General features: G+C 33.1%; 27 protein-coding genes. 20 read left to right on the top strand and 7 right to left on the bottom strand.

The window, feature by feature from the left end; translation table 11 throughout:
- Window positions 1-60 precede the first annotated feature (60 nt).
- The 6 genes from H2O64_RS04110 (at window position 61) to H2O64_RS04085 (ending at window position 3,045) form a co-directional block, all read left to right on the top strand.
- Entirely contained in the window at window positions 61-447 is a 387-nt protein-coding gene (locus H2O64_RS04110; protein ID WP_187560877.1) for a hypothetical protein, read from the top strand.
- Window positions 448-587: 140 nt separating this feature from the next.
- Window positions 588-1,196 (top strand): C39 family peptidase, encoded by a 609-nt coding sequence (locus H2O64_RS04105; protein ID WP_187560876.1) that lies wholly within the window; start codon window positions 588-590, stop codon window positions 1,194-1,196.
- Between the two features lie 7 nt (window positions 1,197-1,203).
- Entirely contained in the window at window positions 1,204-1,710 is a 507-nt protein-coding gene (locus H2O64_RS04100; protein ID WP_187560875.1) for a hypothetical protein, read from the top strand.
- 4 nt (window positions 1,711-1,714) lie between these two features.
- On the top strand, window positions 1,715-2,080 hold the full coding sequence (locus H2O64_RS04095) for a hypothetical protein (protein WP_187560874.1): 366 nt from the start codon (window positions 1,715-1,717) through the stop codon (window positions 2,078-2,080).
- A gap of 4 nt (window positions 2,081-2,084) precedes the next feature.
- Complete coding sequence (locus H2O64_RS04090) at window positions 2,085-2,357, top strand: hypothetical protein (protein WP_187560873.1); 273 nt, start codon at window positions 2,085-2,087, stop codon at window positions 2,355-2,357.
- Window positions 2,335-3,045, top strand: coding sequence for a hypothetical protein (locus tag H2O64_RS04085; protein ID WP_187560872.1), 711 nt, complete (start codon window positions 2,335-2,337; stop codon window positions 3,043-3,045). Before H2O64_RS04090 ends, H2O64_RS04085 begins: the two co-directional genes overlap by 23 nt.
- 65 nt (window positions 3,046-3,110) lie before the next feature.
- On the opposite strand, the gene H2O64_RS04080 is transcribed toward H2O64_RS04085, so the two are convergent.
- Both H2O64_RS04080 and H2O64_RS04075 read right to left on the bottom strand, forming a co-directional pair.
- Window positions 3,111-3,572, bottom strand: coding sequence for a helix-turn-helix domain-containing protein (locus tag H2O64_RS04080; protein WP_187560871.1), 462 nt, complete (start codon window positions 3,570-3,572; stop codon window positions 3,111-3,113).
- 212 nt (window positions 3,573-3,784) lie between these two features.
- The gene (locus tag H2O64_RS04075; RefSeq protein WP_187560870.1) at window positions 3,785-5,938 is read right to left on the bottom strand and encodes a TonB-dependent receptor; all 2,154 of its coding nucleotides are present in this window, start codon (window positions 5,936-5,938) and stop codon (window positions 3,785-3,787) included.
- A 332-nt stretch (window positions 5,939-6,270) separates the two neighbouring features.
- Between H2O64_RS04075 and H2O64_RS04070 the strand changes: the two genes are divergently transcribed.
- The 5 genes from H2O64_RS04070 (at window position 6,271) to H2O64_RS04050 (ending at window position 10,000) form a co-directional block, all read left to right on the top strand.
- Window positions 6,271-6,519 (top strand): DUF6576 domain-containing protein, encoded by a 249-nt coding sequence (locus tag H2O64_RS04070; RefSeq protein WP_187560869.1) that lies wholly within the window; start codon window positions 6,271-6,273, stop codon window positions 6,517-6,519.
- Window positions 6,519-7,058, top strand: coding sequence for a metal-dependent hydrolase (locus tag H2O64_RS04065; protein WP_187560868.1), 540 nt, complete (start codon window positions 6,519-6,521; stop codon window positions 7,056-7,058). Before H2O64_RS04070 ends, H2O64_RS04065 begins: the two co-directional genes overlap by 1 nt.
- A gap of 286 nt (window positions 7,059-7,344) precedes the next feature.
- A complete protein-coding gene (locus H2O64_RS04060; RefSeq protein WP_187560867.1) occupies window positions 7,345-7,587 on the top strand; it encodes a hypothetical protein in 243 nt (80 codons plus the stop codon).
- Window positions 7,588-7,678: 91 nt separating this feature from the next.
- Window positions 7,679-9,223, top strand: coding sequence for a TlpA family protein disulfide reductase (locus tag H2O64_RS04055; protein WP_187560866.1), 1,545 nt, complete (start codon window positions 7,679-7,681; stop codon window positions 9,221-9,223).
- An 81-nt stretch (window positions 9,224-9,304) separates the two neighbouring features.
- Window positions 9,305-10,000 carry a lysoplasmalogenase gene (locus tag H2O64_RS04050; protein ID WP_187560865.1) on the top strand — a complete coding sequence of 232 codons (696 nt, stop codon included), beginning with the start codon at window positions 9,305-9,307 and terminating at the stop codon, window positions 9,998-10,000.
- Here H2O64_RS04050 and H2O64_RS04045 read toward each other — a convergent pair.
- Window positions 9,997-11,280: an NAD(P)/FAD-dependent oxidoreductase gene (locus H2O64_RS04045; RefSeq protein WP_187560864.1), complete on the bottom strand. Its 1,284-nt coding sequence runs from the start codon at window positions 11,278-11,280 to the stop codon at window positions 9,997-9,999. The two genes, H2O64_RS04050 and H2O64_RS04045, sit on opposite strands and share 4 nt — an antisense overlap.
- A gap of 107 nt (window positions 11,281-11,387) precedes the next feature.
- Here H2O64_RS04045 and H2O64_RS04040 point away from each other — a divergent pair, with 107 nt between their 5' ends.
- Genes H2O64_RS04040 through H2O64_RS04030 form a run of 3 tightly spaced genes read left to right on the top strand, consistent with a single transcriptional unit; the run spans window position 11,388 to window position 12,810 of the window.
- Complete coding sequence (locus H2O64_RS04040; RefSeq protein ID WP_187560863.1) at window positions 11,388-11,882, top strand: RNA polymerase sigma factor; 495 nt, start codon at window positions 11,388-11,390, stop codon at window positions 11,880-11,882.
- Window positions 11,883-11,885: 3 nt separating this feature from the next.
- Window positions 11,886-12,512, top strand: a complete 627-nt coding sequence (locus H2O64_RS04035) for a hypothetical protein (protein ID WP_187560862.1) — start codon at window positions 11,886-11,888, stop codon at window positions 12,510-12,512.
- Between the two features lie 28 nt (window positions 12,513-12,540).
- Window positions 12,541-12,810: a hypothetical protein gene (locus H2O64_RS04030; RefSeq protein ID WP_187560861.1), complete on the top strand. Its 270-nt coding sequence runs from the start codon at window positions 12,541-12,543 to the stop codon at window positions 12,808-12,810.
- Between the two features lie 73 nt (window positions 12,811-12,883).
- Here H2O64_RS04030 and H2O64_RS04025 read toward each other — a convergent pair whose 3' ends face one another.
- Complete coding sequence (locus H2O64_RS04025) at window positions 12,884-13,687, bottom strand: lysophospholipid acyltransferase family protein (RefSeq protein ID WP_187560860.1); 804 nt, start codon at window positions 13,685-13,687, stop codon at window positions 12,884-12,886.
- Window positions 13,688-13,725: 38 nt separating this feature from the next.
- Window positions 13,726-14,373 carry an NUDIX hydrolase gene (locus H2O64_RS04020; protein WP_187560859.1) on the bottom strand — a complete coding sequence of 216 codons (648 nt, stop codon included), beginning with the start codon at window positions 14,371-14,373 and terminating at the stop codon, window positions 13,726-13,728.
- Window positions 14,374-14,375: 2 nt separating this feature from the next.
- Between H2O64_RS04020 and H2O64_RS04015 the strand changes: the two genes are divergently transcribed.
- Together H2O64_RS04015 and H2O64_RS04010 are read left to right on the top strand one after the other, a co-directional pair.
- Complete coding sequence (locus tag H2O64_RS04015; RefSeq protein WP_187560858.1) at window positions 14,376-15,086, top strand: peptidylprolyl isomerase; 711 nt, start codon at window positions 14,376-14,378, stop codon at window positions 15,084-15,086.
- Window positions 15,087-15,197: 111 nt separating this feature from the next.
- Window positions 15,198-16,403: a hypothetical protein gene (locus tag H2O64_RS04010; RefSeq protein ID WP_187560857.1), complete on the top strand. Its 1,206-nt coding sequence runs from the start codon at window positions 15,198-15,200 to the stop codon at window positions 16,401-16,403.
- Window positions 16,404-16,465: 62 nt separating this feature from the next.
- Here the strand turns inward: H2O64_RS04010 and H2O64_RS04005 are convergent, their stop codons facing one another.
- Both H2O64_RS04005 and H2O64_RS04000 read right to left on the bottom strand, forming a co-directional pair.
- Window positions 16,466-17,071 (bottom strand): trimeric intracellular cation channel family protein, encoded by a 606-nt coding sequence (locus tag H2O64_RS04005; protein ID WP_187560856.1) that lies wholly within the window; start codon window positions 17,069-17,071, stop codon window positions 16,466-16,468.
- Complete coding sequence (locus H2O64_RS04000; RefSeq protein WP_187560855.1) at window positions 17,071-17,811, bottom strand: RDD family protein; 741 nt, start codon at window positions 17,809-17,811, stop codon at window positions 17,071-17,073. Before H2O64_RS04000 ends, H2O64_RS04005 begins: the two co-directional genes overlap by 1 nt.
- A 24-nt stretch (window positions 17,812-17,835) precedes the next feature.
- On the opposite strand from H2O64_RS04000, the gene H2O64_RS03995 reads away from it, so the two are divergent.
- Genes H2O64_RS03995 through H2O64_RS03980 form a run of 4 tightly spaced genes read left to right on the top strand, consistent with a single transcriptional unit; the run spans window position 17,836 to window position 21,719 of the window.
- The gene (locus H2O64_RS03995; protein ID WP_187560854.1) at window positions 17,836-18,813 is read left to right on the top strand and encodes a stage II sporulation protein M; all 978 of its coding nucleotides are present in this window, start codon (window positions 17,836-17,838) and stop codon (window positions 18,811-18,813) included.
- Window positions 18,797-19,750 (top strand): hypothetical protein, encoded by a 954-nt coding sequence (locus H2O64_RS03990; RefSeq protein ID WP_187560853.1) that lies wholly within the window; start codon window positions 18,797-18,799, stop codon window positions 19,748-19,750. Before H2O64_RS03995 ends, H2O64_RS03990 begins: the two co-directional genes overlap by 17 nt.
- A complete protein-coding gene (locus tag H2O64_RS03985; RefSeq protein ID WP_187560852.1) occupies window positions 19,750-20,514 on the top strand; it encodes a DUF4129 domain-containing protein in 765 nt (254 codons plus the stop codon). The genes H2O64_RS03990 and H2O64_RS03985 overlap by 1 nt, the downstream gene beginning before the upstream one ends.
- Entirely contained in the window at window positions 20,511-21,719 is a 1,209-nt protein-coding gene (locus H2O64_RS03980; protein ID WP_187560851.1) for a DUF4350 domain-containing protein, read from the top strand. Before H2O64_RS03985 ends, H2O64_RS03980 begins: the two co-directional genes overlap by 4 nt.
- Window positions 21,720-21,729: the final 10 nt, after the last annotated feature.

Raw genomic sequence — 21,729 nt, 5'->3', positions numbered from 1 at the left:
CGGGAATGTTTCCGTGGTTCCCTAAATGACTTTAAAAACAACAACTAAAATAGCATCGACATGAAATCAATTCCGCTTTGGAATCCTGTAAACATAGAAAATATTACAGGCGAATATAAAATCTCAGGAATCAATCAAGATGCTGAACGAACTGCATATACTGGGATCTTAAAAGTATCACTTGATGAGAATAATAAAATAATAGCGCATTGGTCAATTAACAGTGATTCGCAAACCATGCAAGGCACCGGATTCTATAAAGATAATATGCTGGTCATCAACTTTAACTATGTGGGCGATGACACTACTACTTACAAAGGAGTTGCTGTATACAGAATTATAAACGCGAATGTTTTAAATGGTTTTTGGTCAGAAAAACACGGAGATCAAAAATTTTTAGGAGAAGAACAATGCCTCAGAATAAATACTACTGACAATAAGAACTGAAAAATGTGCATTCATGGCAAGCTAAACCATTGAACATTTCTGGCGTTCTTGAAAACTACATTGTGTATGTATACTATTTGTTTTACATTTAGGAATCATAAAACAGTTCTTTACTTAAAGTATAAAACTAAACTCAACACATGAAAAATATAAAAGCAGGTGTATTCTTAGCTGTCCTATTGTTCTTTGGCACACATTTGAATGCACAAACTGCCATTAAAAAACTAAATACTAATTACTACGTTGCGGGTCCAACCTCAACAGAGTTTCAAAGTATTGTTTCTACACAAAGATGTCAAAATTGGTGCTGGGCAACCTGTGTACAAATGGTTTTAAATTATCACGGATTGTATGTGCAACAAGAACAGATTGTGGGAAAAGTGTATGGTAGATCGCTGCCCTGCAAAACGGGAAATGCGCAACATATAATGAGGTCATTAACTGGTTGGGCTCCAGATGCAAGAGGTCGATTTTCGCAAATTTATGCTAAGTATGGAGTTTATAATAGTGCAGACATTGTAGATCAATTATCTAGAAAATGGCCCATTATAGTAGGATTAAGACAAGAAGGTCATTGCTATGTGTTAACCGCTGTATATTTTTCTTATGATCGATATGATAATCCCATTATAGATAAAGTAGTCTTACGAGATCCTTGGCCTTTGAGTCCAAGCAGAAAAGTGATGAATTGGAATACCTTTTTAGCCAAACAACCTGAATTTTTTAAAGTATGGGTCAATCGAATGTAATAGAAATTTGAAAACAGCACAGCATGTATATAAAACCAATCGAGATTTTGGAATTCTATTCTTAATCTTTGGAATCACTTTGATTTGTCATAGCATTTCCGACTTCTCTATGTATAATTATTCTGATGGAGTTTTGTTTCTTTTTATGCGATCAAATTCAAGTATCGTAGCCGAATTCATCTTTGGATTTTTGCTTTTCCTTTCGGGAATTCTCATATTTACAAAGAGTAAAATTTGGTTAAATATTTTAAAGATACTAACGATTGCAGTCACTTTGAATATCCTGTTTTTTATAATATTAAAAATCATAAAAAGTACGTTTCAATTAGATTTAATCATTCTAGTAGCTGTACCACTATTAATTAGTTTCGGATTATACAAACTGACGGAATACCTGGTTAGAGTGAATAATGCTTCATGGAATTTTAAAACCGAAAAAATAAATCTTATCATGGCTTTCGTTGTTGGACTCTTACCTTTTCTATTTAGTCATATATTCTTTTTAATTCGATAAAAACGTGAAATTACACAAACCTCTTTTCTCAATAATTGTCATCCTAATTCAACTGATTCTATCATTGATAAGTTATTACGACTTTATTGAATGGGGAAAAGCGAATCCAGAATTAAATGCACTAATTTGTAGAATTTTTCACGGAGATAGTTTATTTATATTTGTAACACTAATCGGGTTTTATGAAATGCTCACAAAACCGAGTCTATTCAAAACGTTCCTCCGAATATTCTTGATTTGTATTGTTTTAGGAACACAATTTGGAGGACTTATCCCAATCGCCGATTTTTATTCTGGAGTCTATAATACCGCTTGGTTTTCAGCAGTTGTAGCTTTCTTTTTGATTTTAATTCGAATTATAAAAAAATAAAAATATGCCTGAAGAAGATTATTTAGAAATTGATTGCAAACACGGAAAAGGAATTGCTGCTGTTGTGTGTTGCCATCATGTAGCTTCAGAAGTAGCTGTCGGTTTTATTGAAATTAGTACCGTACCAAAAGATTTGCAAGCTTGGTGTTATGCCTGTGAATTTTTCTTTCTCGAAGAAAATGATAAAACAGAGAAGTTTCTAAAATTTAATAAAGCTGAACTTGTTTGTGAACAATGCTATGCAGAATTAAAAGATGTGCACCAAGTTTTGGATTGATCGTTTTTTAGAATACACAAACTATTTTAGAGCAAATAACTCGCACACGAAGGAAGTGTTCTTTATCAATTTTAATAATTATATGAAAAGACGCAACCGAATTATAGTCGCAATTATATTTTTAGTAACATTTTTTTTATGTGATTTTTATCTCTTGCCAGATGAATCTGAACATTATTTAAAAAGTGATATTATTAATTTGGAACAATCACTTCTACCAATCTCCATCATATTATCTATCATAATTGCCTTCTTCACCACATTCGACAAATCAGAGTTTGGGAATTCTATAAGAGCAAAAATTGGAAGCATTGTGTATGTAGGAGTTATGAGTTATTTATTTTTTGGTTTAACCTCAAGTTTAGTAACAACTGTTGCGTTAAAAACAAATAGAATCACTGAAACCGAAACACTAACTAAAAATTTCGTGATTACTAATAATATATTCAAATATAATAACCGAATAGATACGATTCCTTCGATTAATCATTTTGAAAACAAACACAACGTTCGTGGTAGAATTTCAGGTAAAGTTTATAAAGATGGAGTTGACGGAATATTTATGAATACTGATGACTACACAATAATACAAGGGGAAAAAGAATTTGAAATTACATTAAAAACAGGATTTTTCGGTATTCCGTATGATCCAAAAATAGTTGCTATTCATAAGAAGAATCAATTGTGAAACTAAGCTTGACTTTCATTGTGACAAAGTAAATTCTGAATTCATAATTCTGAATTAAAATCTCCTTACTTCTTCTTTTTAAACTTCTTTTCAATCAGTTTTCGTTTCCATTCTTCTCCAAAGAAATCAAAAACATTCAACGAATAGATTCCGATCACTATGATCCAAGTAATTAAGATCCATAGAAAAAGAATCCAATTTTCGGAATCATTCAGCGCAAGTACAAAAGGAACGATCAAGCTAAATACAGCAACTCCAAAAAGTTTATAAAAACCTTTTACTTTTTCAACATATGCCGCTTCCTTACGAATCTGCTCTATTTCTTCTTTCTTATCAGAATCCGTAATATTCGTTTCAAAAACGGCTGCCAACGCTTTCAAAGTTTCCAAGCCTGCATTTTCGCCATTTTCAATGCGTTGAATCGTTCGAATACTTAATCCGCTCATTTCTGCTAATTGTTCTTGTGACCAATGACGCTCTAACCGCATTTTCTTAATATCTCGTAAATTAATTGTATTCTGATTCATTATTTCTTTCAATGTTTAGTAGTAACAGTGCAAATATACATCGTATCTTTTCATTGCACTGGAAACCCATAAGACATCAACATGACAGTTATGTGACAGGAGTCTGACGCTAGACTAGTTCAAGTTTATAATTCAAAAGCGAAGCGAATCTACACATCAAGCTATGCGAGATGCTACTATCTAAATACTAACATCTCACAACTCAATTCTAATTACAACGTATCCAACTGATTGCTCTTTTTATCATCGCTAATTGTCCAAAAGAAACCGACAAAGAAAAACTGATCTGCCGCAGGACGTTGTATCATTCGCTGAAAGTTTCCGTTTACATCTGCCTGATTTGCGTATTCGTAACCAAATACATTTCTAACTCCTAACGCATTCGATACAGAGAAATACAATATCTTTTGTGGCGACAATAAATATGCCCAATTCACACTTAAACTGTGGTAATCTTTTGTCTTTTCAGATAAAAAACCAGTCGTATTTGGGTTTGTGTACGGTCGTCCAGAAGAATAATTGTAACTAAATCCAACTTGACTTTTCAATTTATCAATCCAGTGTTTAGTAACTAATGAAAAGTTATGCTTCGTTGCAAAATTTGGCATCGCTTCTACGGGATAATTTTCAAACTTTCGCGATGTGTCTAAGTACGAATACGAAATCCAGTAATCTACATTTTTGATGGTTTTATTGTCTCTCCAAAACAAATCCAATCCTGTGGCATGTCCGAATCCGTCGTTTCCAAATGTTGCATCTGGTTGAATAAAATCGCCTGAAAATGTCACTAAATCGTTGTATTTCTTGTGATACGCTTCCGCGCGAAAGGTCTTGCCTTCATGCACATATTGATAGTTTAAAATATAATGTGTTGCATTTTCTGGTTTGAAATCGCTGTTGAATTTTAAATAATTATTATTCGGATTCTGGTAAAACTGTCCAAAAGCAAACGACACTTGATCTTTCTCAGAGGTTTTATACGCTACCGAAAGTCGCGGTGAAATCGTAGTTTCTTTCATTATTGTTGCATGATCCAATCGTACACCAGCTTTCATCGCAAAGTTTTTGGAGAAAAAGATATCTGTTTCCGCGAAAGCGCCCACTAAATTATTATTAAAACCATACTCGATCATAGAAACATCGGGCGTTTTAAAACTTTCATCGAAATCTGTCGTAAAATATTCTGCACCAAAACTCAATTTGATTCTATTGTTGAAATTTTTCTTCAACTTTGTTTTAAAGTGAAATGAATTCTCCAAACTGCTGATTCTGTCGTCAATAATTCTAATTTTTGAATCATCACGTGTGTAGCTCAATCCAGAAGCAATAGACCATTTTTCGCCAAAAGTTCCTTTGTACGAACCATTCATGTATATATTTTTATTGTCTAATTTGAATCGAACTAATTCGTCAAAATTGATACTTTCCTGATCGAGTTCAAAATTTGTAATATCAAATGCAGTATAAAATTTCAACGTTCCATTCGTAAAATGATGACGAAATACACTTTCACCTTGTCCACCTTGAAACGGCTTTTTCCATTCATTCCGATCTGGAAACAACTCTAAATACGGCGCCAAATTGATATACGAAGCACTCACACTTACAGAACCTTTCTCCCACTTTTCGGTATGTCCCAAAGCACCACCAACCGTCATGATAGAAATATCGGTTTTCTCTTGATCGGGTTCGTTTATAGTATTCAATTCTAAAACTCCCGACAACGCCTGACCATATTCCGCAGAATAACCACCTGTAGAAAACGTGATTCCTTTGAATAGAAACGGCGAATACCGTCCACGCGCCGGAATGTTATTGGTGGTGTTGCTATATGGCGTAAACACGCGAATTCCGTCAATGAAGATTTGCGTTTCTTCTGCACGCCCACCACGCACAAATAAACGTCCATCTTCTGCTACCGTACTTGTGCCTGGTAAGGTTTGCAAAGCTCCTACAAAATCGCCCAACGCACTTGCTGTAGTAACAATGTCTAATGGTTTTAAGGCAGTTACTTTTGCATTTTCGCCAGCTTCAAATGATCCGGCACTCAAAATTACGGTGTTTAATGCATCCACATTTTCGCGAAGTTTTATCGTTAGGTTTTGCATCTGAGTCACTTCTAACGTAAGTTCTTTTGATTCAAAGGATAAAAAAGAAACGACTAATAGTTGCGATCCTTTTTCGTCAGTGGTAAAACTAAACGTGCCTTTTTCATCTGTTGAAGCGCCGTCAAAAGTTCCCTTTAAGTATACATTTGCGCCAAAAATAGGTTCATTAGATTGATCGGTGACAATTCCGGAAACGGTTGTTTGCGCAAATGTGATGCTCTGAATACACAAAAAGAGGAATAGAATTAATTTTTTCATGGGATGTTATTTTTTGTTTTTTTACACTGAACTAAGTCGAAGTGTTGATTGATGATGGGACAAATCTCTTGCGAATTGAAAGATTTAGAAAAAAGAAAATGCTCAATTGTCAAAATTGTAGGCTGAATTGTATTAGTGAAACTCAATTTTTAGAAACCAGTAAGGTGAACTCAAAATTATTAGTTGAACTAATTTTCATATTACTACAATGATTAAAATTTTTGAGTTTGTACTAAACTTTATTACCTAAATTCCGATTGCATAAAAAATAGAAATATCGTAGTTTTGAATTCTATTGAGATTTTATTATCAACTCATAAGTAAACGCATTTATGTTATACGCTGTCATTGCTGTTATTGTTTTAGTTATTTACGCTATTACACGTTCAAATAAAGGAACATCTTCATTTTTACCGAGTTCAAAAGAAACGTATCAAACCATTGATGACGAATATAATGCGAAGCGAAAAGCCAAACAGGATAGAATTGATCGTATCTTGGAAAAAATAAATGACAAAGGTGTCAAAAGTCTGACAGCAGAAGAAAAAGCATTGTTAGACGAATATTCTAATTCTAATTAATGGCATCAATTTTTGGGCATGCACTGGCAGCCTATACAATCGGGAAGGTTTCCAACATACAACTGAATCCTGTAAAGCTTTCACTTTTATTAATATTTTGCGCCGTCATTCCTGATGCAGATGTCATTATGTTCAATTTTGGTTATTCGTACATGCATCCGCTAGGACATCGTGGGTTTACACACAGTATTTTGTTCGCGTTTATTTTAGCATTTAGCGTCCGCGCGATTTTTTACACGAAAGTGACGTACTTTTCAAAAGTAGGCATCATTTTATTTTTCACTTTTTTCCTAGCGACCTTATCACATAGTTTTCTGGACGCAATCACCAATGGCGGTAGAGGCGTTGGATTTTTTATTCCGTTTGAGAATAGTCGGTACTTCTTTTCATGGCGACCAATTTTGGTTTCTCCTTTAGGCGCTGGTAATTTTTTCAGTAAATGGGGCTGGCACGTCATACAGAATGAAGCCTTTTATATTGGAATTCCTGCGGTGAGTGTTTTGGTGATGAATTATATTTTTCGAAGAATAATTAAATAGAAAAACTCAGAGAGTTATACAGACATGCTTATTTAAAAAACAGGCGTTCCTTCCCTTTATTCCTACACAAAATAAAATTTAACCTCCAATAAAAAGGTCTTTTTCCTACAATTTATAGAAATTTTGTTTATATTTATAATTGCCAAAAGTTATAAAATCTCCCACTTATTAAGAAAATTCATTTTTAATTATAAGATAAATTAAAGAAATCTTTTCGCGAAAGGTGGACTGAAAATCTGACAGTCACTAAATGATCAGATATAAAAATAATTTTAACTTATTAATCATGTTAAAAAACATTTTAAACGTAAAAAATGCTCGTTTGTTAGACAAAAAGGAGCAGAAACAGATTTTTGGTGGTAACCAAGCACAATATGACCGATGTAGATTATATATAAATTCACCAGGCGGTGGTGGCTACTGGTCAGATTACGTTAGCTATGAACAAGCGTCCTCTGAATGGGACGGAATGGAATACGAAGGCGGATATACAGCTTCTGGTTATTGCTGTGCTAGTTGCGCTAGTTAGATAAAGAATAGGCGACTTTTGTTTACAAGAGTCGCCTATTATATTTTTTACTTTATACACCTTAAAAAAATCTTCATTATTTTTATATTCTATGAATAAAGTCATTATTGCCACGCTTTTATTTTTGCTTTGCATTTCATGTGCTTCTGACACGAAAACTGAAAAAAAAGATATACCTATTGTTGTTGAAACTATTGAAAAACCAGTTGTCAATACAAATCCAGTAACTTTTATCATTTCGAACAAAATGAACAATGAGTATGTTTCTATTTATAGAAATCTCGCTTTTGATACATTTACTCAGGATAAACATGTTTATACAGACAAAGCAATTGATACTATACAGCTTACTGTAAATCTTTCTGAAACTATATATGTTACTTCTAAATTTTCGGCAAGAGACACATTACATATAAAAAACGGTGATACTATTTATTTGAATCTAGCAAATAAACAATTGAAAACTACACATTCAAAAGCAGAAAATTTACAGATTTTTAAATTAAAGAATGACAAAATTGATTCACTTACCAAAACGTTTTACTATGTGGATTATAAAGCACCTTTTAACTTACAATCAGATAAATACCAAAAAGTAAATCCAATATTTCCATTACGAATTGATCGAGAAAAATTTAAAACAAAACCTACAGAATTAGTGCAATTAGCAAACGCTCTAATAGATCGATATAAAATGCTTACTAAAAAGTATGAATCGCTTAGCGCGAATGAACCCAAAAACGTTCCATATTATACATTATTAAAAGATGAACTCAATTACGCGTTATTTTTTGAGTTGAATCGATTCTATTCGTATTCTAAAAATGAAGATATTAAAAGATTAATCACTTCTGAGCTGTTTTTTAATGAGAAAACAATTGATGAAGCAACATTGTATAAAAAACTGAGTACGTTCAATGAGAAAATTGTGCTGAAAAATAAAAGAATCAAAGAAAAATTTAAATTAAAAATAGATTATAAAAAAGCTTTTGATTCGCTTTCAACTTATATTGAAGATCGCAAATTACTTCCGTTAGCAAAGTTTGTTGCTATTAATGGTAATGCCATGCAACGAGCTTCTAAAGAAGAATTAATTACAATGATAGAGGTATTCAGAAATGAATTTCCAGAAGAAAAATACGATAATTATCTTCAAAAAATTAAAGAAGATTATGGGTTGACAAAAAGTAGAACAACAGAAGACGCAAATACGGTTCATATTGTTGACACTAACGGAAAAGTCAATAGGCTTGATACATTTCTTGAAGAAAATAAAGGAAAAGTTATTTATATTGATTTTTGGGCAAGTTGGTGTGCACCATGCAGAGCTGTGATGCCAGATTCTAAAAAGCTATCAGAAACATACGCTAGAAAAGACGTTGTTTTTACATATATTTCAATTGATCAGAATAAATCACACTGGAAAAATGCGGTTGCTGCAGAAGATTTGAAAACATCAAAAACTAACTTTTTAGCAACAAATTATACAAAAGCTGCATTTTTTAAGGAATTGGAAATCAAAACAATTCCAAGATATTTATTGTTTGATAAAACTGGGAAGCTAGTACATCAAAACGCGCCTGGTCCTGATAGTGATGAAATTAAAGATTTAATTGATCAGTATCTTAAGAAATAAAATGAACCAAATGTACCACGATTATTTTTGTACTACTTTTTTTACTAAATTGCAATGTTATCATAGTGAGCATTACGATATATGAAATTTTTTAAAGTATTCATCTTCTTATTTTTATTGAATCTCTCTTTAGATATTTATTTTAATAATGCTAAAGAGTTTTATGAATTGAGAATTTATACGAAACCTCTAATCACCATAATTTTAGGTGTTTTTTTCTATGTAAATAGTAGAAATATGTTGCTACTTCATAGAGTAACGATACTTTTAGCGTTGGCGTTTTTATGTGCTGGTGATGTTATTTTATTAGAAGACACACCGTTTTATTCCTTTATTATTGGATTGCTCTTATTTTTGATTGCACTGCTACTCTACTCCTTTTATTTTTATAAACAAACCATATATGATATTGACCGATTGATTCCTTTTTTAGCCGTCTCATTGTTAATTGCGCTTTCGCTAATTTATTTAATGTACGATGGATTGAATAATTTGTTGATTCCCGTGATGATTTATATTGCCACCGTATTGAATTTTATGAAGATTGCTTTTTTACGCTACAAGAATGTAAATAATAAAAGTTACCGTTTGGTATTAGTGGGAACAATCTTTTTTACAATTACACAAGTTCTTATTGGATTGCATGCATTTCACAAAGCAATACCCTATAAAGATATTTTTATTATGCTTTTTTATGGTTTTTCCCAACTCTGCATTATTACTGGTGTATTGTCATTACAACATTCCGAGAAAAAACATAAAAATGTTGTTGCTTAAGATTTTCTAGTATTTTTATAAGGTCTAATAATTAAGCGTGCTTCTCTGTCAAATCGGATGTAATTGTACACCCAATTGATAAATACCACCATTCGATTTCTAAATCCGATGAGGAAGAATAAATGGACAAACATCCATACAAACCATGCAAATACACCTTGAAATTTGAATCTTGGTAAATCGACAACCGCTTTGTTTCGCCCAACTGTTGCCATAGAACCTTTATCTCGGTAATTGAAAGGTTTCATTTCCTTACCATTCAACTTGCGGGCTAAGTTTTTCCCTAAGTGTTTTCCTTGCTGAATAGCTGGTTGCGCCATCATTGGATGTCCAAAAGGATACGCTTCACTTTGCATCGCAGCAATATCGCCAAGTGCATATATGTCATCAAATCCTTTTACTTGGTTGAATTCGTTGACAATGATTCTGTTGCCTTTTGTGATGAACTCTTCACCATCTAAACCTGCAATTGTTGCTCCTTTTACGCCTGCCGACCAAATTAGTGTTGCAGCTCTAAAGCTTACATCTCCATTGGTACTTGCCAAATCGCCATCGTAATTGGTTACACGCAAGTTTTTCCAAACATCAACTCCAAGTCCTTGTAAATAATCTTCTGCTTTCTCAGAGGCTATCTCGCTCATTGCTGGTAATATTCGAGAGGAACTTTGAATTAAGTTAATTTTCATCTGACGAATGTCTAAATCAGGATAATCTTTAGGAAGAATTCCTTTTTTTATTTCTGCTAAAGCACCAGCCAATTCTACGCCAGTTGGTCCGGCACCCACAATGATAAAATTCATTAATGCATTGCGTTCTTCTAAATCAGATTTAAGAATGGCTTGTTCAAAGTTTTCAAGAATCAAACTTCGGAGATTCAACGATTGTGGAATCGTTTTCATCGCCATGCTGTGTTTTTCAATTTCACTATTTCCAAAAAAGTTCGTATTAGAACCTGTTGCGATGATTAATTGATCGTAATTTAAATCGCCAATGTCTGTATGCACACATTTATTTTCAGTGTCAATAGCATCTACATTTGTCAATCGGAAAGAAAAATTTGGATAGTCTTTTACAATTTTACGAATAGGATACGCAATAGAATCGGGTTCTAATCCTCCCGTAGAAACTTGATATAACAAAGGTTGAAACGTATGATAATTATGTTTATCAATCAATACAGCTTGTATTTCTTGTTTTCCTAATTGCTTCGCTAATGAAATTCCTGCAAATCCGCCGCCTATTATGACAACTCTTGGAAGACTCGTTCTAGGTATATTCATAAAAATTGTTCCTTTACACTACAAAAATACGGCTTTCTAAAAGTTTATTGAAAAATATGTAACATATTTGTGCTAACGAACACCAATAAGCAAATAACCATCAAAAATTGAGCAATAACCTTGAACATAGTTTTGTAAGCGAACTAGAACGTCACCAGAATATCGTTCATAAAGTATGCAGAATTTATACTTCGGGCAAAGATCAGCACAACGATCTTTTTCAGGAGATAACCATACAGTTATGGAAAGCATATCCGAAATTCAGAGGTGATTCTAAGTTTAGCACTTGGATGTACCGAGTAGCGTTGAATACTGCTATTACGTTATATAGAAAATCCAAAAGAAGAGTAAAAACACAAGATTATGAAACTGTTGTTTTCAAAATAACATCACAAGATTATGATGATACGGAGGAAGAACAGTTAAAGATTATGTATAAAGCGATCAAGCAATTATCAGATATTGACAAAGCCTTGATTTTCTTATATTTAGAAGATAAAAATTATAAAGAAATAGCCCAAACAATTGGTATTACTGAAGTAAATGCACGAGTGAAAATGAACAGAATTAAGACCAAATTGAAAAAGATTTTAAATCCATAACCCATGGAAGAATTAGATTTATTAAAGAAAGATTGGAAAAAGCAAGAGGCTAATCAGCCTAAGCTATCCTACAACGATATTGATAAAATGATCTGGAAGAAGTCATCTTCTCTCGTAAAATGGATCTTTTATGTCAGTTTGTTTGAACTTGGAATTGGAGTCGCTATTGTAGCACTTGTCTTATTAGTTCAACCCGATTTACTGAGCGATACTACAATGCCTGCTTGGTTGAATTGGTTTTGTTACTTGTCTTCAGCAGTTGTATTTTATTTTATTTATAAATTCTTTATGAATTATAAAAAGATTTCTACGACAAGTTCCATTAAAGATTTAATGAAAAGTATTATTACCACACGAAAAACCGTAAAACATTATGTAATTTACAGTTTGAGTGTGATCGCTTTTACCGTTTGCATAGCTGTTCCTACTGGTTTTATAGAAGGATCTGGCGGCATGGAAAAGTTTTCTGCAGAAGCAAACCTTACTCAATATTTACTACTCGCTGTAGTTACAATTTTTGTAGCTTGTTTAGTTGTATTAGTATTTTACGGAATTTATTACCTGCTTTACGGACTCTTAACTAAGAGGTTGAAGCATAACTATAAAGAATTGAAACAATTAAAATCATAAAACCATACCATCTAAAATCGAAATCGTTATGAAAAATAATATAGCTTTTTTAATAGTGTGTCTTACGTTTAGTATGTCTGTAAGTGCACACCAGCCAACGACAACATTCCAAAATGAAATTACTTCAAAAGCATTTTTAATGGAAAGTTCTCAAATGCATACTTCAATGTATATGAGTGGAAATGGAGGAATTCTACAATTGATTTACAATGCTTTTTATAAAGTAGGAAATATGATCTCTACCACATTAACTGACGAAGAAGTTCCAACAGACGAAGAAACAACTACTGAAAATTAATTCAAAAGTAGCACGTATAAAAAAAGGACATATACTTATATATATGTCCTTTTTTTATGTCTTTTAATGAGCATTAATATTCCCATTTACGTTTTTCGTTAAGTTTTTCCATCGCTTCAATTTCTTCTTGTGGAATTACTTTTAAGAAAGATGGATGCTGCTCAATTGCATATTCTAATTTTTCGATAATTGCATCTATACTTTCATTCTCATAATCAATATCCAAAGGCTCTTTGATTTCCATTGACTGCAAAATTCCTTTCTTTTTGATCCGAAGTCCTTTTCGATCGAAAGAACGTCTAAAACCGTCAATTACGATTGGTACTACAATTGGTTTGTAACGCTTTATAATGTGTGCTGTTCCTTTTCGGATAGGTTTCCAAGGTCGTGTAGTTCCTTGCGGAAAGGTAATAACCCAACCATCATTTAGTGCGATTCCGATATTAGAAATATCGCTCATTTTTACTTGTCGGTTTACATCTTCGCCATTGGCTCTCCATGTACGTTCAATACTGATTGAACCTGCATACGCTAATATTTTTGGTAAAAACCCAGATTTCATCGTTTCCTTTGCAGCTACATAGTAGATATTTAGCTTTGGATTCCACAAATATCCTACGTTTTTGATAGAATCTCCACGTCCGCTTAAACTTGCGTTAAATACATGAAACATAGCTACAACATCTGCAAAATACGTTTGATGATTGGAAACAAACAATACGTTTGTTTCTGGCAATGCTTTTAATATTTCAGAACCTTCAATTTGCAGGTCATTAAAGCCACGATAACGTCTATGCGTAAGTGTTCCCGCGATTCTGATGAGCCATTTTTTTAAAAAAAGTATATGTCCGAAAGGATTTCTTTTGAATAATCCCATGTATGTTTAGTTTTGAGCGAATTACAAATTTACAAAAACTAATTTGAAATGGCTGCGGAAATAATGTCTTTAACTTCACTTAACATCATTGCTGTTGCGCCCCAAACTACATATTCATTGAGGTAAAACGCTGGTACATTTACAGTTGTAGCATACGAAGTCGTCAATTCTTTTTCAATGAATGCCGCTTCTGCTAATAAATCTTTTAGTGAAACTTCTATGATAGATTCCACTTCCGATGGTTGAGGAACAAACATTGGTGTTTGTTGTACAATTCCAATAAACGGTTTTACTGTAAAGTTACTTGGCGGAATATAGGTTGATGTAATTTCACGAATGACTTCAATACTAGCACGATCTACGCCAACTTCTTCTTCTGTTTCACGCAATGCAGTTGCTGTAAAATTAAGATCTTCAGGATCAACTTGTCCGCCGGGAAACCCAACTTGATTGGAATGTACACCTTTATACGTTTTCCGTAAGATTAATACAAGTGTCGTTTCATGGTTTGAATTTGGATAAAACAACGCCATTACCGCTGATTTTCGAGCGCTTTTCATACGATTTTCCATTTTCTCAAGTTCTTTTTGACGCATAGCTGGTGCCATTTTCAACTGAGAAGCAATGCCTGGAAGCGGGATTTTTGCTATTTTTGGAAGGATTTTTTTAAAATTGTCAAAATTCATTTATGAAAAATATTTGCTATATACTAATTGCTGCTTGTATGTTTTTAGGTTGTGAAGATACTAAAACTTCTACACCTACTTTAGACGCATCTCAAAAAAATGAAACGCCCAAAGCAACTCAAAAAGCAGAAAAGAAAGAAGAAAAGAAAAAGGAAAAACATGAAGTAATCACCAATAAAAATGTGTTAGATTATATGATTGCGTATGGTGAAAAAAATAAAGAACAAAAAGTACGTATTGTAACTGATTTTGGAAATATCGATATCAAACTTTACAACGAAACACCGTATCATCGCGCAAATTTTATCATGCTCGCCAAGCGTAATTACTTTCAAGGTACACAGTTTCATCGTGTTGTAAAAGATTTTATAATTCAAGGTGGAAATTCAGATGGTTGGAGCGTTGCAAAAAAACGCGAACGCATTGGAAAGTATTTGCTTCCACCAGATACAAAAAAAGGCTTTAAACATGATCGTGGTGTAATTTCAATGCCAAGTGGCGACATTGATCGCGCATATAAATATGCTTCCCCGTATGAATTTTTCATTGTACAGAAAAAAGGTGGCACACACCATTTAAACAAAGAATATACTGCCTTTGGAAAAGTAATCGCAGGCATGGATGTTGTAGACAAAATTGCCAATCAGGAAACCGATAAAGGCGAATGGCCAAAGAAAGAAATTATGATTCGACGCGTAGAAGTGCTGGATTAAAGACTGTTTTTAACAACGCTTGTACATAAAACGCAACGCTTATACATTTTATAGTTATTATTGATTTTCGTTTCACTAGATTCGCGCTCAATAAATTTCAACTAAAAAATTATGAAAAATTATTATTGCGTCGTCCTACTTTTCTTGATGACAACTTCAGGAATCTTTGCTCAAGTAAATTTTGAAAAAGGGCATTTCATCACAGAAAGTGATCAAAAAATAGAATGCTATATTAAAAATGAAGATTGGAACAACACGCCTTCTAAATTTGAGTATAAAGAAACATTGGATGGTGACGTTAAAGTATTACGGCTTGGAAACTTTAAAACATTAGTCATTGATAATGCTTTTAAGTTTGAAAAGCATACGGTTCAATTTGATGACTCTTCAAGAGCTTTAAATGAACTTTCTTTCGATAGAAATCCCAATTTTAAAGAAAAAACGGTGTTACTTAATGTTTTGATTGAAGGAAAAGTTACACTTTTATCATATATTGATAATGAAATAAGAGCGTATTATTACAAAAAAGGTACTGGAAAAGTAGCGCCACTTATTTATAAAGTTTTTACTACTGAAGATCGTAAAATTTTATACAATACAAGATATCGTCAGCAATTGTTAACAGAATTTCCGTGTGATGCAATTACTGAAAATACAATTTTAAAAACTGATTATAGTGCAGGAGACTTATCATCTTTCTTTTTAAAATACAACGAATGTGAAGGCGAAACCGCTATTCAATACAAGAAGACGAAAAAAGGAACATTTCATGGACGCGTGTTTGGCGGATTCTACAATAGTAGTTCAGATACCGAATTAGAATTACCTGTTTTGACAAGAAGTGGAATTGATATGGAAGCAGCATGGGCTCCAACATTTGGGGTTGAATTAGAATATGTATTACCATTTAATAAAAATAAATGGTCCGTATTTATTGCGCCTAATTACAGTTCATACGAAGGAGAAGGTAGTTTTTTTGATTTAATGGTCGAAAGAAGATTTTCTGTAGAATATAGCGCTATTCAAATTCCAATTGGATTCCGTCATTCAATGTTTATAAATGATAATTCTAAAATATTTCTAAGCGGTGCAGTTTTAATTGATATTCCACTAACAACTGGTACAGGAGGAAATGTTACACTTCCTGAAGGAGATTTTAGAACTTCTGCTGGTACTGCAATTGGAATAGGATATAGTTATGATAAATATTCTATTGAAGCAAGATATCTTCCAAATAGAGAACTTTTAGAAAGATCTACACAAGCAAGCGTAAAATTAAATCAATTTTCGATTACAGTAGGATATACAATTTTCTAAGAAAACAGTTTTAAAACTATTTTCAAGCATTTTAAAAAGGAACTGACTAGCGTTGGTTCCTTTTATTTTTGATACACACTTGGTAATTGTATTCGGAATTTCACCACAAGCAATCGGATGGAAATGACCATTGCTGCGGTAAAAATGTATATTAAATCTTCTTTTAAATTAAAATAGCGCAGTACAAAAAAGGTGATTCCTCCTAAAATACAAGCGGTTGCATACACTTCTTTTCGAAAGATTACTGGGATTTCATTACAGAGAATATCACGGATGACACCTCCAAAACTAGCACTGATGGTTCCTAAAGCGATGCAAATAATAGGATGTAAATTTGCTGAAATTCCTATTTCAACTCCAATAATGGTAAAAACGCCCAAACCAATAGTATCAAATAGAAATAATGATGTACGAAGTCGGTTCAACTTATTTTTAAAAATGATTGAAATAATAACTGCCAAAGTAATCGTGTATCCGTAATTAAGATCGTTCATCCATCCAACAGGAGTTTTTCCGATTAATACATCCCGTAAGGTTCCGCCTCCAACAGCAGTCACAAACGCAATAATAAAAATTCCAAAAACATCCATACGCTTTTGCATTGCGATCAAAACTCCAGAAATGGCGAAGGCAAAGGTTCCAATAATATCAAGGACGTAAATTAGCATTACATGTTTTGTGTATAGAAGTTATAATCTTTAATGATTACCCCAAGAAAAGGAATGGTTTCTTGTTGCGATTTTGCTTCAATCACTTGTTCTACTTTTGTTCTGAGTTTCGTAAGTGTGTCAAAATCTTTTGCTCTTTTAGCGATGAGATATGTTTCTTTTATAATTCGCATATCATTATCAGATAGTCTAATTACTGAAGGATATAACGGTTTGTAATTATCGCCAATTTCTTCTAAAATGGTATGTGAAATAAGTACTTTATTTTTTAATGAAATGACCGCAGTTCCAGCTGTCATATCACCCAAACGTTGTGCTTTTTCACTCACAATTACAGAAATTAAGGCAATAAATCCACTCAACATATTTAGATCGATGATTCTAAAAAACCAACGAATTAGGTAATCTACAAACGAAGCTTGATAGCCATCAATTTTCACAACTCTGATTTTCATTGCTTTTTTACCAATGGTTTGTCCTTCAAATATAGATTCTAACACTAAGGTGTAAAATATAAAAGGAAAAAGCGCCAATACAAACACCGAAATTATGGACCAATCGTCCCAATCACGCATAAAGCCTGAGCTACTTTGCATGCTAACGATGATCCATATCACTGTACTTGCATACGCTCCTTTGATAACTAAATCAATTATATGAGCAACGACACGTTCACCAACAGAGGCAAGTGTAAAGTTGATATTTACATTTTGAGTAGTATTAATTTGTATCTCTGACATTTTATGTTTTATTTTAGCGTATCTATGAGAGAAGTTGCATTTATCAAGCAAAATAAAGAAAAATGGTTGAACTTTGAAAAAACCATTTATAATAATCAATTTAAAAATCCCGATACACTTTCATCCTTGTATATTCAATTGATGAATGACTTAGCGTACGCACAAACGTATTACCCTAAGAGTAAAACCATTAGCTACCTAAATCAACTCGCATCGGCGGCTTTTCAACGTATTTATAGGACAAAAAGAGAAAAAACAAATCGTTTTATTTCTTTTTGGAAAACGGAAGTTCCGCTCATTGTGTACCAATTTCGACGCTATGTACTGTATGCTTTTTTAATTTTTGGAACTTTTGTAACCATTGGTGCCGTTTCTGCAGCGTATGACGATTCGTTTGTTCGACTCATTCTTGGTGATGGTTATGTAAATACAACACTAGAAAATATAGAAAAAGGTGATCCTGTCGCCATTTATAAAAGTGGCGGAAACTTCGGAATGTTCATTGGAATCACACTCAACAACTTATATGTCGGCATTAAATCCTTTCTATTTGGTGTTTTTGGAGGCATCGGAACTGGTTATGTTTTGATGATCAACGGAATTATGTTAGGTTCATTTCAGTATTTTTTCCACGAACAAGGAGTTTTATGGGAAAGTGTTCGCGGTATCTGGATTCATGGTGCAATGGAAATTTTTGCCATTGTCATAGAAGGTGCTGCCGGATTGTTATTAGGCGCAAGCATTCTGTTTCCCAAAACCTATTCTCGTATGGCTTCCTTTAAAATGGGACTCAAAAACGGAATCAAAATATTAATCAGTACATTTCCTTTTACTTTTGCCGCTGGCTTCTTAGAAGGTTTTGTTACACGCTATTCGGATAGTATGCCCAACTGGCTTTCGGTAGGTATCATTCTCATTACATTGAGTGCCATATCCTATTATTATTTAATCTATCCATTCATTGTTAATAAAAAATTAAGAGCTCATGTTGCAACTGTATAAGTCTAGAGATTTCGGGCTAATCTTTAAAGATACGTTCGGGTTTTTGAAAACACACGGAAAACATTTTTTCAAAAACTACATTACTGTCAATGGAATCTTTATCTTGATTCTTGTCACAATGACCTATATGTTTTATAAAGGCTATGAAGATATTGTCATGGGCGGATACGTAGGAAATAATAATTTTAATGCGCTTGAAAATTATCTAAACGAAAATGCAGGCAGTGTTCTCTTGTATGGTTCTATATATATAATAGTGGGTATTATTGTAGGTGTCCTAAACTATGCTTTTGTGCCTATCTATTTTAAATTATATGAAAAACACAAAGGAGCTAATTTTGCATCTAAAGAAATTGTAGACGAGTTAATTGGAAATATTTCGAAGTTAACTATTTTTATTTTGGTTTCCATTCTCATCGCAATTCCGTTGTTTATTGTGGTAGGTATTATTGGGCTTCTCATGGCAATTACCCTTATTGGAATTCCGTTTCTCATATTCTTAGGAGCGTTGGTATCGTTTTTTTATCATTCTACGTTAATGGAATATATAAAGTCAGACAAGAAAGGAATTTTTGAATGCTTTGGTTATAGTTTAAATTTATGCTTTAAGAAGTTTTTCCCTTCACTTGGTGCAATGGGTATTTTTATGCTTATTGTAGGTATTGCTCAGTCGGTATTTAGTATTGCTCAACTCATCATCATGATGTCTGCTGGAGTGATGTCATTAGAAAACCCTAATAGTCTTAGTGAAATTGATCAATGGTCTACACTATTCGTCATACTATTTATTTTACAAATCTTATCGTATCTTTTCAACCTTCTAACCGCAGCAGTTATACAAATGAATCAAGCTATTGTATATTATAGTTTAAAGGAAGAAATAGAAAATATCAATACACAAAATACTATTGAGCAAATAGGTTCAGCTCCAGATTAATGCTACATTTTTTAAAACACATACGCTACACGTTCCTACTCATCGGAATTCTTACAACGGCATCTCTTACGGGAACTACTGCGCATGCAAACAACTCGTTTCCGCAGCAAACTTCTGTACAACGAGATACTTCCAATGTAACACCAAAAACGTATGAAGAAGATTTTAAGGAACGTTATGATGGCAGCGAATATGTCTACGAACAGGAAAAAACAAAAGGTTGGTTTTCTCGTTTTATAGAATGGCTAGAAGCTTGGGTTCAAGATTTATTTGATTTTGATTCACGCGAAAAAGCAGCCGATTTCTTAGGCGACCTTACCAATATCGTCTATGTGATTATCATCATTATTGTAGTGTTTATCATTGTACGCGCCATTATGAATGGTGAAGGACGATGGGTTTTCGGGAAAAGATCTGACAAAAAAATGGTGCAATACGAAGATGTTGAAACCAATATTCATAGTGTCGATTTTAAGAAGTTAATTTCGCAAGCAACCGCAAACAATGATTATCGCTTGGCAGTTCGGTATCAATACTTACAAATGCTAAAAAAGATGAGTGCTTCCGAAATCATTTCGTATGATCCAGAAAAAACTAATCTCGATTATACTTACGAAATTAAAAACGACGACATTCGAGAACAATTTCAGTACACTTCGTATGTATACAATTACGTTTGGTACGGCGAATTTTCTATTGATAAAGCACAATATGAACAAGCCAAAACATCTTTTAGTCTCATCCTCAAAAATATGGCAGCATGAGTAAAAGACTGAAAATATATATCGGAATCTTAGTGGTCATTATCATTGTGGCAATGTCTGCCGAAATGTCTAAACCAGCAATTATTGATTGGCGAGAAACCTATAATGAACGACAAACACGTCCGTATGATTTACGAGTATTTCATAAAGAGTTAGCCACTATTTTAGACAAAGGCGCTATTAAAAATATTTATCGAACTCCGTACGAATACTTTAATGGAAAGTACGATTGGGAAACGTATACCTACAAAATTCAAGGAAGTTATGTAAACATCAGTCCAGAGTTTTATACGGATGAAAGTTCGCTTAATGAATTGCTTGATTTTGCATCCGAAGGAAATACCATCTTTATTTCTACGCACGAAATGCCGCGTTATTTAAAAGATTCACTCGGTTTTTCAACAAAGTACGATTATAAAGTTTCCACAGAAGCCACACTTTCATTTGCGAATAGAAATTTAGACAACAATGAAATCTCGTATGAAAAAGGCATTAAAAACATTTATTTCTCAAAAATTGATACGCTCACAACCACACCTTTAGGGCATCAAAAATTTGATACTGATTCGATATATACCAATTTTATCAAAGTGCCTGTCGGTGATGGCTCCTTCTTATTGCACACGCAACCTGTAGCATTTACCAACTTTCATTTATTAAAAGACGATCATTATAAATATTCGGAAGGAATTTTAAGTTACATCCCAAATAAAGATGTCTTTTTTGATTCTCCGAATAAAATTAGAACTGGCGAAGGCACAAGTGATTCTTCCTTACGATTTATTCTAGAACAACCCGCATTGCGTTGGGCTTGGTATTTAGCCTTGCTCTCTCTATTGATATTTATACTATTTAATGTAAAACGGAAACAGCGGATTGTCAAAATTGTAGATCCACTTCAAAATACAACGGTAGATTTTACCAAAACGATTGGAAATCTATTCTATGAAACAAAAGATCATCAAAATGTAGTGCATAAAAAAATAACGTATTTCCTAGAACATTTACGAACAGAATATTTGATGAACACGCAAGTACTCGACGAGAAATTTAGTACGCGACTGCGACAAAAATCGGGGAAATCGAAAGAAGAAATAGATAGACTCGTTAAACTGATTAACATTTTAAAGAAAAAAATATACTTCGATCAAAATGATGTTTTAAACATTACCAAAGCGGTCGAAAATTTCCGTAAAAAGAAATAACAAACTAATT

Source organism: Kordia aestuariivivens, from assembly GCF_014397005.1.
GTDB classification, from domain to species: domain Bacteria; phylum Bacteroidota; class Bacteroidia; order Flavobacteriales; family Flavobacteriaceae; genus Kordia; species Kordia aestuariivivens.
The sequence above is the reverse complement of the archived record's forward strand: the minus strand, read 5'-3'. Positions and strand labels throughout refer to the sequence as shown.

What these genes read in the sequence shown, in the direction of transcription:
- H2O64_RS04080 (WP_187560871.1), bottom strand. Translation starts at nt 3,572, where the DNA reads ATGAATCAGAATACAATTAATTTACGAGATATTAAGAAAATGCGGTTA.
- H2O64_RS04030 (WP_187560861.1), top strand. Translation starts at nt 12,541, where the DNA reads ATGAAAAATAATATAGCTTTTTTAATAGTGTGTCTTACGTTTAGTATG.
- H2O64_RS04070 (WP_187560869.1), top strand. Translation starts at nt 6,271, where the DNA reads ATGTTATACGCTGTCATTGCTGTTATTGTTTTAGTTATTTACGCTATT.
- H2O64_RS04015 (WP_187560858.1), top strand. Translation starts at nt 14,376, where the DNA reads ATGAAAAATATTTGCTATATACTAATTGCTGCTTGTATGTTTTTAGGT.
- H2O64_RS04050 (WP_187560865.1), top strand. Translation starts at nt 9,305, where the DNA reads ATGAAATTTTTTAAAGTATTCATCTTCTTATTTTTATTGAATCTCTCT.
- H2O64_RS04075 (WP_187560870.1), bottom strand. Translation starts at nt 5,938, where the DNA reads ATGAAAAAATTAATTCTATTCCTCTTTTTGTGTATTCAGAGCATCACA.
- H2O64_RS04025 (WP_187560860.1), bottom strand. Translation starts at nt 13,687, where the DNA reads ATGGGATTATTCAAAAGAAATCCTTTCGGACATATACTTTTTTTAAAA.
- H2O64_RS04000 (WP_187560855.1), bottom strand. Translation starts at nt 17,811, where the DNA reads ATGTCAGAGATACAAATTAATACTACTCAAAATGTAAATATCAACTTT.
- H2O64_RS04010 (WP_187560857.1), top strand. Translation starts at nt 15,198, where the DNA reads ATGAAAAATTATTATTGCGTCGTCCTACTTTTCTTGATGACAACTTCA.
- H2O64_RS04105 (WP_187560876.1), top strand. Translation starts at nt 588, where the DNA reads ATGAAAAATATAAAAGCAGGTGTATTCTTAGCTGTCCTATTGTTCTTT.
- H2O64_RS04020 (WP_187560859.1), bottom strand. Translation starts at nt 14,373, where the DNA reads ATGAATTTTGACAATTTTAAAAAAATCCTTCCAAAAATAGCAAAAATC.
- H2O64_RS03995 (WP_187560854.1), top strand. Translation starts at nt 17,836, where the DNA reads ATGAGAGAAGTTGCATTTATCAAGCAAAATAAAGAAAAATGGTTGAAC.
- H2O64_RS04085 (WP_187560872.1), top strand. Translation starts at nt 2,335, where the DNA reads ATGTGCACCAAGTTTTGGATTGATCGTTTTTTAGAATACACAAACTAT.
- H2O64_RS04055 (WP_187560866.1), top strand. Translation starts at nt 7,679, where the DNA reads ATGAATAAAGTCATTATTGCCACGCTTTTATTTTTGCTTTGCATTTCA.
- H2O64_RS04005 (WP_187560856.1), bottom strand. Translation starts at nt 17,071, where the DNA reads ATGCTAATTTACGTCCTTGATATTATTGGAACCTTTGCCTTCGCCATT.
- H2O64_RS03980 (WP_187560851.1), top strand. Translation starts at nt 20,511, where the DNA reads ATGAGTAAAAGACTGAAAATATATATCGGAATCTTAGTGGTCATTATC.
- H2O64_RS04065 (WP_187560868.1), top strand. Translation starts at nt 6,519, where the DNA reads ATGGCATCAATTTTTGGGCATGCACTGGCAGCCTATACAATCGGGAAG.
- H2O64_RS04045 (WP_187560864.1), bottom strand. Translation starts at nt 11,280, where the DNA reads ATGAATATACCTAGAACGAGTCTTCCAAGAGTTGTCATAATAGGCGGC.
- H2O64_RS04035 (WP_187560862.1), top strand. Translation starts at nt 11,886, where the DNA reads ATGGAAGAATTAGATTTATTAAAGAAAGATTGGAAAAAGCAAGAGGCT.
- H2O64_RS04090 (WP_187560873.1), top strand. Translation starts at nt 2,085, where the DNA reads ATGCCTGAAGAAGATTATTTAGAAATTGATTGCAAACACGGAAAAGGA.
- H2O64_RS03985 (WP_187560852.1), top strand. Translation starts at nt 19,750, where the DNA reads ATGCTACATTTTTTAAAACACATACGCTACACGTTCCTACTCATCGGA.
- H2O64_RS03990 (WP_187560853.1), top strand. Translation starts at nt 18,797, where the DNA reads ATGTTGCAACTGTATAAGTCTAGAGATTTCGGGCTAATCTTTAAAGAT.
- H2O64_RS04110 (WP_187560877.1), top strand. Translation starts at nt 61, where the DNA reads ATGAAATCAATTCCGCTTTGGAATCCTGTAAACATAGAAAATATTACA.
- H2O64_RS04060 (WP_187560867.1), top strand. Translation starts at nt 7,345, where the DNA reads ATGTTAAAAAACATTTTAAACGTAAAAAATGCTCGTTTGTTAGACAAA.